Source organism: Rhodanobacter sp. FW104-R8 (assembly GCF_001617365.1).
GTDB lineage: Bacteria > Pseudomonadota > Gammaproteobacteria > Xanthomonadales > Rhodanobacteraceae > Rhodanobacter.
Window position 1 is genome coordinate 1 of sequence record NZ_LVJR01000122.1, and the last position, 15240, is coordinate 15240.

The 15240-nt window shown below is 69.7% G+C and carries 9 protein-coding genes; 2 read left to right on the plus strand and 7 right to left on the minus strand.

Annotated elements, in window-relative coordinates:
- Positions 1–1834, minus strand: a 1834-nt coding sequence (locus RHOFW104R8_RS16080) for a CehA/McbA family metallohydrolase (RefSeq protein ID WP_068205469.1), incomplete at its 3' end; no start/stop codon positions are given.
- Positions 1835–2245: 411 nt separating this feature from the next.
- Here RHOFW104R8_RS16080 and RHOFW104R8_RS16085 point away from each other — a divergent pair.
- Entirely contained in the window at positions 2246–3145 is a 900-nt protein-coding gene (locus tag RHOFW104R8_RS16085; RefSeq protein ID WP_068096471.1) for an EamA family transporter, read from the plus strand.
- 16 nt (positions 3146–3161) lie between these two features.
- On the opposite strand, the gene RHOFW104R8_RS16090 is transcribed toward RHOFW104R8_RS16085, so the two are convergent.
- Positions 3162–6587: a glycosyltransferase gene (locus tag RHOFW104R8_RS16090; RefSeq protein WP_068096469.1), complete on the minus strand. Its 3426-nt coding sequence runs from the start codon at positions 6585–6587 to the stop codon at positions 3162–3164.
- Positions 6588–6748: 161 nt separating this feature from the next.
- Positions 6749–8179: a phospholipase gene (locus RHOFW104R8_RS16095; protein WP_068096468.1), complete on the minus strand. Its 1431-nt coding sequence runs from the start codon at positions 8177–8179 to the stop codon at positions 6749–6751.
- A 117-nt stretch (positions 8180–8296) separates the two neighbouring features.
- On the opposite strand from RHOFW104R8_RS16095, the gene RHOFW104R8_RS16100 reads away from it, so the two are divergent.
- Positions 8297–9061, plus strand: a complete 765-nt coding sequence (locus RHOFW104R8_RS16100; RefSeq protein ID WP_068096467.1) for a YdcF family protein — start codon at positions 8297–8299, stop codon at positions 9059–9061.
- Between the two features lie 74 nt (positions 9062–9135).
- Here the strand turns inward: RHOFW104R8_RS16100 and RHOFW104R8_RS16105 are convergent, their stop codons facing one another.
- The 4 genes from RHOFW104R8_RS16105 to RHOFW104R8_RS16120 all read right to left on the minus strand — a co-directional run bounded on the left by RHOFW104R8_RS16105 (position 9136) and on the right by RHOFW104R8_RS16120 (position 15199).
- Positions 9136–10566, minus strand: coding sequence for an aldehyde dehydrogenase family protein (locus RHOFW104R8_RS16105; RefSeq protein WP_068096466.1), 1431 nt, complete (start codon positions 10564–10566; stop codon positions 9136–9138).
- 13 nt (positions 10567–10579) lie between these two features.
- The gene (locus tag RHOFW104R8_RS16110; protein ID WP_068096463.1) at positions 10580–12223 is read right to left on the minus strand and encodes an acetolactate synthase large subunit; all 1644 of its coding nucleotides are present in this window, start codon (positions 12221–12223) and stop codon (positions 10580–10582) included.
- A 67-nt stretch (positions 12224–12290) separates the two neighbouring features.
- Positions 12291–13640: an exodeoxyribonuclease VII large subunit gene (gene xseA, locus RHOFW104R8_RS16115; RefSeq protein ID WP_068096462.1), complete on the minus strand. Its 1350-nt coding sequence runs from the start codon at positions 13638–13640 to the stop codon at positions 12291–12293.
- Positions 13641–13732: 92 nt separating this feature from the next.
- Complete coding sequence (locus tag RHOFW104R8_RS16120; protein ID WP_068096461.1) at positions 13733–15199, minus strand: phosphatidylserine/phosphatidylglycerophosphate/cardiolipin synthase family protein; 1467 nt, start codon at positions 15197–15199, stop codon at positions 13733–13735.
- Positions 15200–15240 lie beyond the last annotated feature (41 nt).

The window sequence follows — 15240 nt, forward strand, 5'->3', positions numbered from 1 at the left end:
CCAGCGCGTTGTCCACGTAGAACTCCACCTTGGTCACGCCCACGTTGTCGCTGGCGCTGGCCGACAGCGTGATGGTGCCTGAAGTGCCGCTCTCCGACACGCTCACCGTCGGGGGCGTGGTATCGCCGCCGCCCGCGCCCTGGGTGACCCACACCGGCGCGGACCACAACTGCTTGCCGTCCTCCTGGGTGATCTTGGCGTAGTAGAAGTGGTCGCCGTTGGTCGGCGTGATGGTGGTGGTGGCGGTGCTCGAGGTGGTGGTCACCGCGCCGTTGCTGCCGGGCACGCCTTCGAAAACCTGCACGCGCTGTGCGGTGTGGCCGGCGCTGCTGGCGTAGTTGACGGCAAGCGTCAGTGGACCGCTGTTGCCGAAGCGCTCGCCCATCACATGGCCGTTCGCCGTCAGCACGATCTGGCCGGTCTTGTCCTCGGTGGCGTATACGCGGCGCGCGCGCACCGCGTCGAGGAAGCTGGCGAGGCTGAGCGCCGTGCCGCTGGGAATCAGCACGCCGGTGCGGTTGGTGTAGCTGGCTCCCCAGTTGGCGCAGTGGTTGTCCTGGTCGGAGCTCGGCGCCACGTGGTAGCCGCGCGCGAGCAGGATGTTGAACGCCGCCTCATAGCTGGTACGGCTGGTTTCGGTCTCGGTGGTGTTGGTGGAGAACGCCGAGCTGTTGAGCACCTCGGCCAGCGCCATCACGGTGTCGCCGTCGGCGGTGTAGGCGAGGTCCGTTCCGCCGATGTTGAACTGGCCGGTGCTGGCGGGATGGTTGAACTGCCCCACCCAGCCGTTCGCCTTCATCAGCGTGTACAGCGAGCCATAGTCGCTCTTGGCGGTGAACACGTCGCCGATCAGCTGGTTGGAGCTGTTGTATTCCCACTCCAGCAGGCTGGGCGTGTTGAAGATGTTGAGGTGGCCGCCGTTGCTGATGACGCCCCACTCCAGGCCGTAGATCGCCAGGAAATTCGCATGTGCGGCGTTGAACGCGCTGGCCGCCTGCAGGCCGGACTGGTAGAGGTTGTGCGCCGTGGTCGGGCTGGCCGAGGTGTTGGTGCCGGTCGAACCGTCGTACATGTGGTTGTGCTCGGACGTCATCAGGATGTCCAGGCCGTCGTTCAGGGCGTACTGGTAGGCATCCGACGGGCCATAGGCGCCGCTTTGCGGGTTCTGCGCGCCGACGCAGCTGGAGAGCACGCCGCCGCCGTCGCTGTGGTTGGTCTGGCTGTGCAGGTTGCCGAAGTAGATGGTGTACGGCAGGCTGCCGGCGCTCGTCGCCGACATCGGCGACAGGGTGGTGGCGCTGCCGGTGTGGTGGCGCAGGGCCTGGAAGTGCGGCATGACGGGAGCGGCGACGGTGCCTACCAGCACGTCGTAGCGTTGCTCCTCGACCAGCTCCGGTGCCCGCTGTCGCGCCAGCGCCAGTGCTTGGCCGGGCAGGCCGCTGCCGATGCGCGCGACCGTGGCGCCATCCAGCGCCACGGCGCGCAGCCGCACCGTGACATAGCCGCTGGGCACAGCCTGGCCGTTGTGGCCCAGCCCGTCCCAGAGCACCTGGGCCTGCGTGCTGCCGGTGCCGAGCGCGCTGTGCCCCTGCCACGTACGCAGCTCGCTGCCATCGTGGCCGAGCAGGGCGACCTCCCACGCCACCTGTGTTCCCGGCGTCGCCCCTGGATAGGCGAAGTGCATCGTCACGGGACGCGCGCCGGTGCTGCGGAACGGCACCTGCAGCGTGGCGTCGAATTCCTCGTGGTCGGGCAAACTGCCGGCGAATGCCGGAACGGCAACGACTGCGCAGGCGAGCAGCAAGCCGCCAGCGATCCTGGTTTTCCAGTTCATTGATTAGTGTCCCCGGTTGAGTGGGTCGAGCAGGGCCCCCCGGCCCTCGTCTCGACCCGCCATTTATCCCAGTGCGAGATGACAAGCATGGGACCGCCGGTACATCGGTTTTTGACCGGGTGCTCAAAACCGCCACGACGTGGTCGAAGATTTTCGCGGAGAGGCGTTCGAGCGGGAGGGTGCCCGTCCGTTTTCTGGAATGCTCCCTTGAGCTGCGGATTCGGCTGGTCGATGCAACGTGCGGGGACTGCATGGGCGGCGGCAATCCCGGCTTCCGCGCATCACCCGCGAGCCGTGCCGCGCATTGCTGCCAGACATGGTCGGCAATGGCGACGGCGAGGCGGCCCGCGGGGTGGGTTTCACCGGGGTCTTCGAGCATCATGGCCGGGGTCTTCCGCCATGGCTGCACTCATGTCATCACGTTCCACCGTTGCTCCCCTCGCGCTTGCGGTCGGCATGCTGCTGGTCAGCATGGTTTCGTACCAGTGCGGCGCGTCGCTGGCCAAGCACCTGTTCCCGCAGGTCGGCGCGCAGGGCGCCACGGCATACCGGCTGGGGCTCAGCGCGTTGATCCTGCTGCTGTGGCGCCGGCCGTGGCGCCGGTCCGGCCCTGGTCAGGGCGCTGGCCGGCGCGACTGGCGCGCGCTGTGGGGCTATGGCCTCTCGATGGGGGCGATGAACCTGGTGTTCTACATGTCGCTGCACACGATCCCGCTGGGCATCGCGGTGGCGCTGGAATTCACCGGGCCGCTGGCGCTGGCGCTGCTCGGTTCGCGCCGGTGGCTCGACTTCGTCTGGATCGCGCTGGTGGTGGCCGGGCTGGCCCTGTTGCTGCCGCTGCGCGGGCAGGTGCAGACGCTCGATCCGGTGGGCGTGATGTACGCGCTGGGCGCCGGCGTGGGCTGGGCGCTGTACATCGTGCTGGGGAAGCAGGCGGGGGCGGCCCACGGCGCCGATGCGGTGACGATGGGCACCTCGATCGGCGCGTTGCTGGCGATCCCGTTCGGTGTCGCGCATGCCGGCAGCGCGCTGCTGACGCCGGTGCTGTTGCCGTACGCGCTGGGCGTGGCGGTGCTCAGCTCGGCGCTGCCGTATTCGCTGGAGATGGTCGCGCTGACCCGGCTGCCGGCGCGTACGTTCAGCACCCTGCTGAGCCTGGAGCCGGCCATCGCGGCGGTGGCCGGCGTGGCCTTGCTGGGCGAGCGGCTCAGCCTGCTGCAGTGGCTGGCCATCGGGGCGATCATCGTGGCGGCGGCAGGTACCGCGTTGAGCTTGCAACGGCCCGCGCTGGCCGAGCCGCTGGCGAACTAGGAGTCACTGGCGCCGCTCACGATTTCAATTCCTCGCTGGCGTTCACCGTCGCCTTGCGCTCCTGCTTGCCCCAGCCTACCGACGGGCCGCGGATGGCCGTCCAGACCGAGCGCACCACCACGTAGTACATCAGCTGGCGATAGCCGAAGCGCTGCAGCACCAGCCACCACAGCAGGCTCCAGCGTTCCTTCTTCTCCATCGCGAAGGCGAGCGCCGAGGCGCCGAGGTCGACTGCCATGAAGGCTGCGTAGAAGACCAGCATGCGCAGCAGGTTGGTGTCGTCGAACTGGCCGCGATGCTGCAGGTAGTCCATGCCGGTGTTGACGATCTGCCATACCAGCACCAGGTCGACCAGCGGCGACACCACCGAGAAGAAGATCTGGAACAGCCATACCTGCGGCAGCGCCACCGTGCCCAGCGCGCCGTAGCGCGGGTTGAAGGTGGCGTTGCGGTGCTTCCACAGGCACTGCAAGGTGCCGTAGGCCCAGCGGAAGCGCTGCCGGGCGAGGCCGCGGAAGGTGTCGGGCGCTTCGGTCCAGGCGATCGCCTCGGCGTCGAACAGGGTGTGGTAGCCTGCCTTCTGCACGGCGATGGTGAGGTCCTGGTCTTCCGCCAGCGTGTCGGCGGGGAAGCCGCCGAGTCGTTCCAGCGCCTCGCGCCGCCAGGCGCCGACGGCGCCCGGCACCACGGTGATCGCGCCCAGCGCGGCCAGCGCGCGGCGCTCCAGGTTCTGCGCGGTGATGTATTCCAGCGCCTGCCACAGCGTGATCAGGTTGATCCGGTTGCCGACCTTGGCGTTGCCGGCGACAGCGCCGATCTTCGGATCGGCGAACCAGCGCACCAGGTGGGAGATGGTGTGCGGCTCGAACTGGGTGTCGGCGTCCAGCGCCACCACTACCGTGCCGTTCGACTCGCGCAGGGCGGTGTTGACCGCGTGCGCCTTGCCGCCGTTGGGGATGCTGATCAGCCGCACGCGCGGCTCGCCGGCGTAGTGCTCGCGCACCACCGCCGAGGTGGCGTCGGTGGAGCCGTCGTCGACCACGATCACCTCGAGGTTGGCGTAGCGGCTCTTGAGGATCCGGCGGATCGAGCTGACGATCACCTTCTCTTCGTTGTAGGCGGGAATCAGCACCGAGACCAGCGGCGGGTCGTCCGGCAGGGCCGGCTTTGCGCGCCGGCGCTCCTGCGTCCGGTTGAACAGGGCGAGCCCGCCGAGCAGCAGCAGCCGGGCCACGCCCAGCGTGATGGCGACGGTCAGCAGCCAACGGATCAGGTGACCGAGCCAGCCCAGCGCGAGGAAGACCGAGCGGTCGGCCCAGCGCGACAGCGAGCCGGGCGGCAGCGGCGGCATGGTCTGCTCGCGGGTGAGCCCGGCCAGTTCGGAGACGGTGACGAATTCGTAGCCCTTCGCGCGCAGGCCGTCGATGATGCGCGGCAGCGCCGCTATCGTCTGCGAGCGTTCGCCGCCGGCGTCGTGCAGCAGCACCACCTGGCCGGTGCGCTCCGGGTTGCTGGCGGCGATCTGGGTCAGCACGTTGTCGACGATCTTGTCCGCGCCGGGTCGTTGCCAGTCCGCCGAGTCCACGTGCAGGCCGACCGAGATGTAGCCCATCTTCTGCGCGATTCCGATCGGCACCAGTTCGTCGGCCGTGGTCGGTTCGGCGTCACCGAAGTAGGGCGCGCGGAACAGCCGCATCGAGCGGCCGGTGAGCGCCTCGAACAGGCGCTGGGTCGCGTTGAGTTCCAGCGACACGATGCCGGAGGGGCTGTCGCCGAGGTTGGGATGGGTGAAGGTGTGGTTGCCGACGTCGTGGCCTTCGGCGACCTCGCGCTGCACCAGCCGCGGCGACATCTCGGCGTTCGCGCCGACGATGAAGAACGTCGCCGGCACCTGTTTCGCCTTGAGGATGTCGAGGATCTGCGGCGTCCACTCCGGGTCGGGGCCGTCGTCGAAGGTCAGCGCGATCTTGTGCGGCAGGGTGCCGGCGCGCTGGATCACGTAGGAACTGGGCAGGGCGGTGTAGCTCTCGTCGTTGACGCTGCCGTCGTCCTTGTCCAGGTCGAGGGTGCGTGCGCCCGGGGAAGGCTCCGAGACGATTTCCAGCACCTCGCCCTGGCCCTCGATGTCGATGTCCTCGCCCTGGCCGATCGTGCGCAGTTCCGGCGGCGCCGCGGCTCCGTAGGGGCGGCCCAGCACCGACCACACCGACGGGTCCTCCGAGCCCAGTCGCCACAGCGCGTAGCCGTAGGGCTTGTAGTCGTCGGCGGTATGGATCTGGTTGAAGGCGGTGACGCCGTCGAGGAACCAGACCTGGTGCGCGCTGCCGTCGTCCTCGCTGTAGGAGAAGTGCGGGTTCAGCGTGTCCGGGTCGAACGTGATGTCGGCCTGCGCATCGGAGGCGCGATCCATCGCATCCTGGAAGGTCAGCGTTTCGGCGTTCTTTCCGTGCGACCAGTCGTAGCCGTAGTTGCCGATCGCGATGATGGTGTGGTCGGGGTCGAGCTCCTTCATGCGCTTGTCCAGCGTCTGCTCGAACCAGTCGACACCGGCGATGCTGCCGGCGTCCTTGCCGGCCCAGTGCTGGTCGTAGGCCATCAGCAACTCGAAATCGACGATGCCGGCATAGCCGGTGTAGTCCCAGCCGGCTTCGTCGAACGGCACCGACAACACGATGCCCCAGCCATGCGGGCCGAACGCGTCGCTGAGCTCGGACAGGAACGCCTTGAAATCCGGCTGGGCCTCGGTGGGCACTTCCTCGAAGTCGACCGTCACGCCCTGGAAGCGGTTGGCGGCGAGGAACGAGACGATCTGCGCGATGCGCGCCTGGCGCAACGCGGGGTCGGCCAGCATGCGGGCGAGGCCGGGGCCGTCCCACTGCGTGTTCGCCGCGTTCTGCAGCAACGGCAGGATCGGCGTGGACGGCTTCTTCGAGCGGATCAGGTTCAGCGCCTTGGCGTCGACGCTGGTGTGCAGCGCCATGTCGGGGCCGCTGACGCTCATCCAGGTCGGGATCACCCAGTCCAGCGTGGGCAGCGTGCGCTTCAGCGAGGCGTAGCTGCTGTCGTCCCAGTTGACGTAGAAGCCGATCGCCAGCGGCCGGCCGGCCGGCTTGTCCAGCGACGGCGGCGGCGCATGCGCGGAGGCGGCCTTGCCGGCGTGCGTGCGCGGCGGGTGCAGCAGCTTCTGCCGGGCGCGCACTTCCGCGGCCAGTTTCGCCGCCGGCTTCAGCAGCTCCGGATCGGCCGCCTTCACGTTGGCCAGCGCATGCCGGGTGCGGTTGTGTTCGCCGATATGCAGACCCACCATGCTCGGCCAGACGAACAGGCTGATTGCACAGGCTGCCGCGAGCAGCGTGCTGAGCACGCCGGCGAGCAGCACCACCCGCGAGACATGGATGGCACGTCGGCCGGTGGGGTCGAAGAAGATCGGATTCTTATGCATGCCAGGGCTGGCTCGGCGTATGTCACGAAGTGAATCGGCGTTGGTCCCGGAGCCGCCGAAAGCCGACGCGGAACCGCGGGTACGCAGTATCGCTGATCTGCGTGCCTCCACGCAGCTGGCTGGCGGAGCCGGTCAGCCCGCGTTGCCCTCCCGGCGAGGCGCTAGCCGATCACCGGGCCTGCTAGCGGATCGCTGAAGTCCTCCGGCGCGAGGTTCCGGGTCAGCCGGAATACGCCCTCGTGGATCTTGCGCGGCAGCACCACGTCGAGCACGGTGGTCTGGTGCGGGCCGAGGATGGCGAACAGGTCGTCGCCGGCGGCGCTCTGTGCCAGCGCGTGGTGCACCAGGCCGCCGAGGTCGAGCGGTTGCACGCTGGCGCCGTATGGCCGGTGGCCGGCCACGGCGGGGCGGAGCGTCTTGCGGCTGTTGCGCGGGTCGGCCACGCGGTCGTCGCCGGCGAGCAGGCTGTGGTCGAGGAACAGCGAAATGGTGGTGCGCTGCTTCGAGTTCGCCTGGCGGTCGAGCATGAAGCCTTCCGGCAGCAGGTCCGGGCTGGCCGGCGCGCCGGCGGTGAGCAGGAAGCCGGCGCCGGTCAGCGGCTCGCCGGCCTCGTCGCCGAGCCGCACGATCAGCAGGCTGCGCGGATCGTGGATGTGCACGCGTGGCGCGAACAGGCCGGCGGGCTCCAGCTCCACCTTGTCGGCGTCGCGCGCGCCGTTCTCGCGCTCGAACGCGTCGCAGAGCGCCCCGTAGTCGTCCGCGCTGCGCACCTGCAGGCAGCGCAGGATCGCCTGCATCGTGGCCGGCGCGGCGCTGGCCATGATGCCCAGCGCGTCGCCGGAATGCGCTGCGCCAGGGATCAGCTTGAACGCGCAGCGCGGGCTGCGGCTGAGGTTCAGCGCCAGCGTGTCGCTGCCGCCGGACGGCGGTGACAGCACCGCATGCCGGGCGTTGAGGTTGGCCGCGGCGATGCGCACCACGCCGTCGGAGCCGTCCTCGCCGGTGTAGCTGTTGAGGTGGTCGTACAGCTGGCGGTCGGGCCGGTCGCCGGTGAGCACGAACAGGTACTGGCCGCGTCGGGCCGGGTCGTCGCCGTGGATGTGGTCGAGGTTGAGCGACAGCGATGCCGCGCTGCCCAGTTCCAGCCAGTCGAGGATGCGCTGGCCCGGGTCCACGCCGGCGAACCACGCCTTGAGCCGGCCCAGCGTGCTCTTGCCGAGCTGCGCCAGCGCGGAGCCGAAGTTCGCCGGCGCCAGCATCACCAGGTGGCTGAGCCGGATCGTGCTGTGCGTGCCCGGCATGTCGCGCTGCGCACGCAGCCACTCGCGCACCACCGGGCCGCCGGTGGAGTGGGTGACGCAGGCGAAGCTGGCGTCGAGCAGGTGCAGGTCGCGCAGCGCGTGGTCGAACGCGCGCACCAGGTCGGGCATGGTCACCGCGTCGTCGAAACTCACGTACTCGGACAGCCAGATGTCGGCCAGGGTGAGCGCGAGGCCGGCCGCGGCGGCCTGCTGCTGCAGCTGTTGCGGCAACTGGCCGTAGGTAGCGGTGGAGGTGACGCTCCAACCGTGCACGAAGACGAGGGTGGTCACGGCCTGATCTCCCGGCGATGGCCCGCCCAGCCTAACCAGATTCGACCCGGCCGCCCACCGGTCGGTCGGCATGCCGGCATAATCGGGGTCCTTCGTCGATTTCCGCTGGCCGTGCCGATGACGCTGAACCTGCTGCTCGTGCTGATCCTGCTGGCGGTCCTGCTGGCGCGGCTGCGCTGGCGGCGTTGCAGCCGCGCGCTGCTGGCGCTGGCCGCGGTGCTGCTGCTGGCAGTGGGCTGCGGACCGTTGCCGGGCTGGCTGCTGACGCACCTGCAGGCCGACTACGCGGCGGACGCGCCGGTCGCGTGGGGCCGGCGCAACGCGATCGTGCTGCTCGGCGCGAGCACGGTACGGGTGGCGCCGGGCGGCCGGGTCGAGGCGAGCCTGTTCGCCTACGGGCGCATCGACAAGGCGGCCGCGCTGTACCGCGAATGCCGCCAGGTTGCCGGGCGCGAATGCAGGCTGGAAGTGAGCGGCGGCGACGCGCGCGGGCTGGGCCGGCCGGAGGCGGCGGTCTACGCCGCGAACCTGCAGCGGCTGGGCGTCGATCCCGCCGACCTGCTGCTGGAGTCGAGCAGCATGAATACCTGGCAGAACGCGCAGTTCAGCGGGCCGCTGCTGCAGGCATACGGCGCCGACCGCGTGCTGCTGGTGTCGTCCGGCTACCACCTGCGCCGCGGCATGCTGTACTTCGCGCACTTCGGCATCCATGCCGTGCCGGTGCGCGCCGACTACGTCAGCAGCGCCGCGTCATGGACGCCGTCGTCGTACAACTTCGCCATGGCCGACCTGGCCCTGCACGAATACCTCGGCGTCGCGCGCTACCGCGTGTACCAGGCGCTGGGCTGGAATGTGCGGGCAACCCGGCCTGGTTCGTTGTAGGAGCCCACTTGTGGGCGATGCTGTTCCGCCGCGTTGCCCCGCAAATGCATCGTTCGCGAGCGAGCTCCTGCAAATCACGATTCGCGCATCACCATCAGGCGGATCTCGCTCATGTCCTCGATCGCGTAGCGCACGCCCTCGCGGCCCAGGCCGGACAGCTTCACGCCGCCGTAGGGCATGTTGTCCACGCGGAAGCTGGGGATGTCGTTGACCACCACGCCGCCCTGTTCCAGTTCGTTCCACGCACGCATCGCATGGTCGAGGCTGTCGGTGAAGATGCCCGCCTGCAGGCCGTAGTCGGAGTCGTTGACCATGGCGATCGCCTCGTCGAACTTCCGGAACGGGGCGAGCAGGGCGAACGGGCCGAACGCTTCCAGCCGGTTGGCCTTGGCATCCGCCGGCACGTTCTCCATCAGGGTGGCCTCGAGCATGTTGCCGCTGCGCCTGCCGCCGCAGAGGATTTTCCCGCCGGCCTTCTTCGCCTCCAGGATCCAGCCATGCAGGCGCTCGGCGGCGGCCTCGTCGATCATCGGGCCGAGGAACACGCTCTTGTCCTTCGGGTCGCCCGACTTCAGCTTCCTCGTGGCGGCAACCAGCCTGCGCTTCAGCGCGCCGTACACGTCGGCATGGGCATAGATGCGCTGCACGCCGATGCAGCTCTGGCCGGACTGGTAGAACGCGCCGAAGATCAGCCGCGCCACCACCTTGTCCAGTTTCGGCCCCTGGTCGGCGTCGACGATGCAGGCCGCGTTGCCGCCCAGTTCCAGCGTCACCTTCTTGCGGCCGGCGCGTGCCTTCAGCTGCCAGCCGATCTGGCCGCCGGTGAACGAGAGCAGCTTGAAGCGCTCGTCCTCCACCAGCGGCGCGGCATGTGCGCCATCCAGGGTGAGGATCGAGAACGCACCCTTCGGCAGGTCGGTCTCGGCCAGCACCTCGCCGATGATCAGCGCGCCGATCGGCGTCTTCTCCGACGGCTTCAGCACGAACGGGCAGCCCGCCGCGATGGCCGGCGCCACCTTGTGCGCCACCAGGTTCAGCGGGAAGTTGAACGGCGTGATGAACGACACCGGCCCCAGCGGCACGCGCTTCGTGTAGCCGTGGTAGCCGTCCAGGCGGCTGGCCAGTTCCAGGTTGATCGTCTCACCGTTGATGCGCACCGCTTCCTCGGCGGCGATGCGGAACGTCTCGATCAATCGCGTCACCTCGCCAGCCGCATCCTTGATCGGCTTGCCCGCCTCGATGCACAGCGCTTCGGCCAGCTCGTCGCGACGCTCGGCGAAGCGCTGCGCGCAATGCTGCAGCACGGCCTGGCGTGCCCACGGCTTGAAGTTGCGCATCGGCGTGGCGGCTTTCACCGCGGCGGCGATGGCCTTTTCGGTGGCCTTTGCGTCCGGCACCGCGACGCGGGTGGCGATCTTGCCGCTGAACTTGTCGCGCACGTCGAGCATTTCCTTCGACGCCTGCGGCTGGTTGGCGAGGTAGTAGGGGTAGGACTTGGCGAGCATGGGAATCTCCGGGTCAGACGGCCGCGCTCAGTCGACGGATTTCCTTGTCGAGGATGCGGTGGTTGTCGCTGTAGTCGATAGCAAGGTCGATCAGGTGCACGCCGCCTTCGGCATAGGCGCGCTGCAGGGTCGGCAGGAACTCGTCGGCGCTGGCCGGGCGGTGGCCGTGCGCGCCGTGTGCCTGGGCGAACAGCACGAAATCGGGATTGCCGAATTGCATGCCGTAGTCGGTGTAACCCATCTCTGCCTGCTTCCAGCGGATCATGCCGTAGGCGTCGTCGCGCAGCAGCAGGATCACCAGGTCGAGCTCCAGCCGCACTGCGGTTTCCAGCTCCTGCGCGTTCATCATGAAGCCGCCGTCGCCGCAGATCGCCAGCACCTTGCGCTGCGGGTACACCATCTTCGCCGCCATCGCCGAGGGCAGGCCGGCGCCCATGGTGGCCAGCGCGTTGTCCAGCAGCACGGTGTTCGGCTGGCGCGCACGGTAGTAGCGGGCGTACCACAGCTTGTACATGCCGTTGTCCAGGCACAGCACGCCGTCGTCCGGCATGAAACGGCGGGTATCGGCGACGATGCGCACCGGGTGCATCGGGAAGCGTGCGTCGTCCGCGTGTTCCTTCAGCTGCGCGTGGAAGGCCTGGCGCACCTTGCCGAACCAGGCGAAGTCCCAGTGCGGCTGCGGCTCCAGCGCGTCGGCGAGTCGTTCGACCGTATGCGCGATGTCGCCGACCACCTCGATCTGCGGGAAGTACACCGTATCCACCTCGGCCGAGGCGAAGTTGATGTGGATCACCGTGCGTCGGCCTTTCTGCATGAAGAACGGCGGCTTCTCCACCACGTCGTGCCCGACGTTGACGATCACGTCGGCGGCATCGATCGCGCGATGCACGAAATCGCCGTCGGACAGCGCGGCGTTGCCCAGCCACAGCGGATGGTCCTCGTCGACCACGCCCTTGCCCATCTGGGTGGTGAAGAACGGCAGGCCGAGCTTGTCGATGAAGGCGCGCAGGGCGACGGCCGTACGTTGGCGGTTTGCAGCAGCGCCGATCATCAGGATCGGCTTTCGCGCATTGCCGATCGCCTCGGCCGCCTGCACCAGCGCGGCATCGTCCGGCGACGGTCGCCGCGCGTATTCGGTGGGCAGCAGGATCGCGTCCTCGACTTCGTCGCGGGCGATGTCCTCCGGCAGTTCCAGATGCACCGCGCCCGGGCGTTCCTCCTCGGCGCGGCGAAACGCCTCGCGCACGCGCGCCGGGATCGTCGGCGCGGAAACCAGCTGGCGCGTGTACTTGGTCAGCGGCTGCATCATGTCGACCACGTCGACCAGCTGGAACAGGCCCTGCTTGTGCGTGCGGATCGGTTTCTGGCCGGTGATCATCAGCATCGGCATGGCGCCGAGCTGGGCGTAGGCCGCCGCGGTGACCAGGTTGGTGGCGCCGGGCCCGAGCGTGGCCAGCGCCACGCCGGCCTCGCCGGTCAGCCGGCCCCAGGTCGCGGCCATGAAGCCGGCGGCCTGTTCGTGGCGGGTCACGATCAGCCGGATCGAGGACTCGCGCAGGGCTTCCAGCAGGTCCAGGTTTTCCTCGCCGGGCACGCCGAAGATGCAATGCACGCCCTCGGCTTCGAGGGCCTTCACGAACAACGCCGCCGCCTTCATGCATCGCCTCCGTGGGAGAGGCGTGAAGGATGCGTGCCGCAACGTTCAGTTTGCGTGAGCGGAGCGGTCAGTCGTCGCTGACTCGCAGCGGCAGCTCGCCGTCGGCGAGGCGTGCACGCAGCCGCGTATCCGCGGCAACGCCCTGGGCCGAGCGCAATACCTGGCCATGCGCATCGAACAGGATCGCGTAGCCGCGCTCGAGCGTGGCCAGCGGGCTGACCGCGTGCAGTGCGTGACCGATGTGGCGCAGCGTCGTCTGCCGGCGTTCGAGGATGTGCGCGATCGCGCGGCGCAGGCGCTGATCCTGTTCGGCCAGCCGGCGCGCCAGCAGCGGCAGGCGCGCGTGCGGATGCTGCGCCAGCAGGCGCGCGTGCAGGCGTTCCAGCCGCGTGTGGCGCCGCTGGCTCTGTTCACGCAGCACGACGGCCAGGCGGTGTTGCAGGTGCTGCAGCCGTTCGCGGTCGCGCAGCAACCGTGCTTGTGGCCGCTGCGCCTGCAGTCGCGCCAGCAAGTGGTCCACGCGTTGCGACTGCGCCTGCAACTGGCGTTGCTGCAGGGTGACCAGACGCTGCTGCAACTGCCGCAGGTGGCGATCGACGGCCACCGCGTCAGGCACCAGCAGTTCGGCGGCGGCGGACGGCGTGGGTGCGCGCAGGTCGGCGACGAAGTCGGCGATGCTGAAGTCGATCTCGTGGCCCACCGCGCTCACCACCGGCACCGCGCAGGCATGGATCGCCCGCGCCACCGTCTCGTCGTTGAACGCCCACAGGTCTTCCAGCGAGCCGCCGCCGCGGGTGAGCAGCAGCACGTCGTAGCGTGCGCTGTTTGATGCCTTGCGCAGCATCGCCACGATCGCCGGCGGCGCCTCGCGGCCTTGTACCGGCACCGGCAGCACCTCTACCTCGGCCAGCGGCCAGCGCCGCGCCAGCACGCTCAGCACGTCGCGGATCGCCGCGCCGGTGGCCGAAGTGATCGCGCCGATGCGCCGCGCGTAGCGGGGCAGCGGGCGCTTGCGCGCGGCGTCGAACAGGCCTTCGGCGTCGAGCCTGGCCTTGAGCTGCTCGAACTCGCGCTGCAGCGCGCCTTCGCCGGCCGGCTCCATGGATTCGGCCACCAGTTGGAACTCGCCGCGCGGTTCGTACAGGCCGACCCTGGCGCGCAGCAGCACCTGCATGCCGTCGACCGGGCGGAAGCGCAGCGCGGCAACCTTCGGCTTGAACATCGCGCAGCGCACCTGGGCGCCGCTGTCCTTCAGGGTGAAGTACAGGTGCCCGGACGCCGGCTTGACCACGTTCGACAGCTCGCCCTCGATCCACACCAGCGGCAGCGCGTCGCCCAGCAGGTCGCGCACCAGCCGGTTGAGCGAGCTGGGGGTGAGGACGTGGCGTGGCGTGGAGTCGTCGAACGGCGCTGGCATAAGGGCGCGAGCCTAGCATGCTGACGGTATCAAGTTGTGAGAAAACATCTGCTTGAAGCACGAAGTGCAGGAACATCCTGAAGCATGGAGCTTCAGTCGTCGCCGGCCTCGCGCAATTCGAGCCGGCGCCGCCGGCGTACGCGCCAGGCGCGGATGCCGAGGTTGAGGGAGAGCCAGGCGGCGAAGGCACCCAGCGGCCAGCCGACCCAGGCCGGCCACAGGAAGGCCAAGATCGCCAGCACGAGCAGTCCCAGGGCCGCGACGAGCAGCGGGCCGCTGCCGGTATCGCCGAGCACGCGGCGGTTGGCCAGCACGGCACCGACGCTGTTGGCGATGCGCAGGGCGCCGGCGGCGGCGCGGCCGGAACTGCCGCCGCCATGGCGTACCCGCCGCGGGTGGGCTTCGCTGCTGCGGACCTGTTCGCGGCTGCCGTGGCCGTGCCGGCGGCGACGCGAGGCCAGCACGATCTCGGTGGCGTTGCCCAGGTCCTGTTCGTATTGCGCGGCGAGCTGCGCGGCGAGGCCGGCATCCTCGATCGCCACGTCGATCTCGCGGTTGCCCAGCCAGCTGGCGATGTTGAGGTTGGAGGAGCCGACCCGCGCCCACTGGCCGTCGGCCACCGCGGTCTTCGCGTGCAGCATCGAGCCGTTCCACTCGAACACGCGGATGCCGGCCTTCAGCAGCGGCCGGTAGCCCGAGCGCGACAGGCCCGCCACCACCGGGATGTCGCTGCTGCCCGGCACCAGCAGGCGCACGTCCACGCCGTCGCGCGATGCCGCCACCAGCGCCTGCACGTACGGCGCCAGGCCGACGAAGTAGGCGTCGGTGAGCCATAGCGTGCGGCGCGCCATCGAAGCGATCAGCTGGTCGAGGCGGTACATGCCGGCGGTGGCCGGCTGGGTGGCGATCACCCGCAGCGCCACGTCGCCGGCCGGCGCGGTCGCGTCCAGCGGCCCGGCGAACGGCGCCAGCGCGGGTCCGATCTCGGCCCAGCTCTGCGCGAACGCGGCCTCCAGCTCGGCCACCGCCGGGCCGCGCAGCGCCAGGCCGGTATCGCGCCACGGCGGCACGTTGCGCGCCGGGTCGCCCAGCCACTTGGCGCTGATGCACACGCCGGAGAGGAAGCCGTGGGTGCCGTCGACCACCAGCAGCTTGCGGTGGTCGCGGCTGATCCAGCCGAACGGCTGGCCCAGTTGCGGCGGGTTGAACACCCGCACCTCGCCGCCGGCCGCGCGCAGCGGCGCCCAGAAGGCGGCGCGCGACTGGCCCAGGCAGCCGAGCCAGTCGACCACCACCGCCACGAACACGCCCGCCTTTGCCCGCTCCACCAGGGCGTCGCGGAAGGCGCGGCCGACCTCGTCGTCGCGGATGATGTAGTTCTCCAGCAGCGCGCGCTGGCGTGCGCCGCGGATCGCGGCCAGCCACGCGTCGTAGTGCGCGGCGGCATCGATCAGCCATTGCGCGCAGTTGCCGCCGAGCAGCGGCGCGCCGGCGGCGCGGCTCAGCGCCTGTTCGGCCAGCAGACGGCTCGGGGCGGAGGGAATCAGCGGCGTGGGCATGGTCCGAGTGTAGGCGAAGGTCCGTCGACGCGTCGCCACGA

Coding starts and splice junctions, on each gene's coding strand:
- RHOFW104R8_RS16120 (WP_068096461.1), bottom strand. CDS start 15,199: ATGCCCACGCCGCTGATTCCCTCCGCCCCGAGCCGTCTGCTGGCCGAA.
- RHOFW104R8_RS16100 (WP_068096467.1), top strand. CDS start 8,297: ATGACGCTGAACCTGCTGCTCGTGCTGATCCTGCTGGCGGTCCTGCTG.
- xseA (WP_068096462.1), bottom strand. CDS start 13,640: ATGCCAGCGCCGTTCGACGACTCCACGCCACGCCACGTCCTCACCCCC.
- RHOFW104R8_RS16110 (WP_068096463.1), bottom strand. CDS start 12,223: ATGAAGGCGGCGGCGTTGTTCGTGAAGGCCCTCGAAGCCGAGGGCGTG.
- RHOFW104R8_RS16105 (WP_068096466.1), bottom strand. CDS start 10,566: ATGCTCGCCAAGTCCTACCCCTACTACCTCGCCAACCAGCCGCAGGCG.
- RHOFW104R8_RS16085 (WP_068096471.1), top strand. CDS start 2,246: ATGTCATCACGTTCCACCGTTGCTCCCCTCGCGCTTGCGGTCGGCATG.
- RHOFW104R8_RS16090 (WP_068096469.1), bottom strand. CDS start 6,587: ATGCATAAGAATCCGATCTTCTTCGACCCCACCGGCCGACGTGCCATC.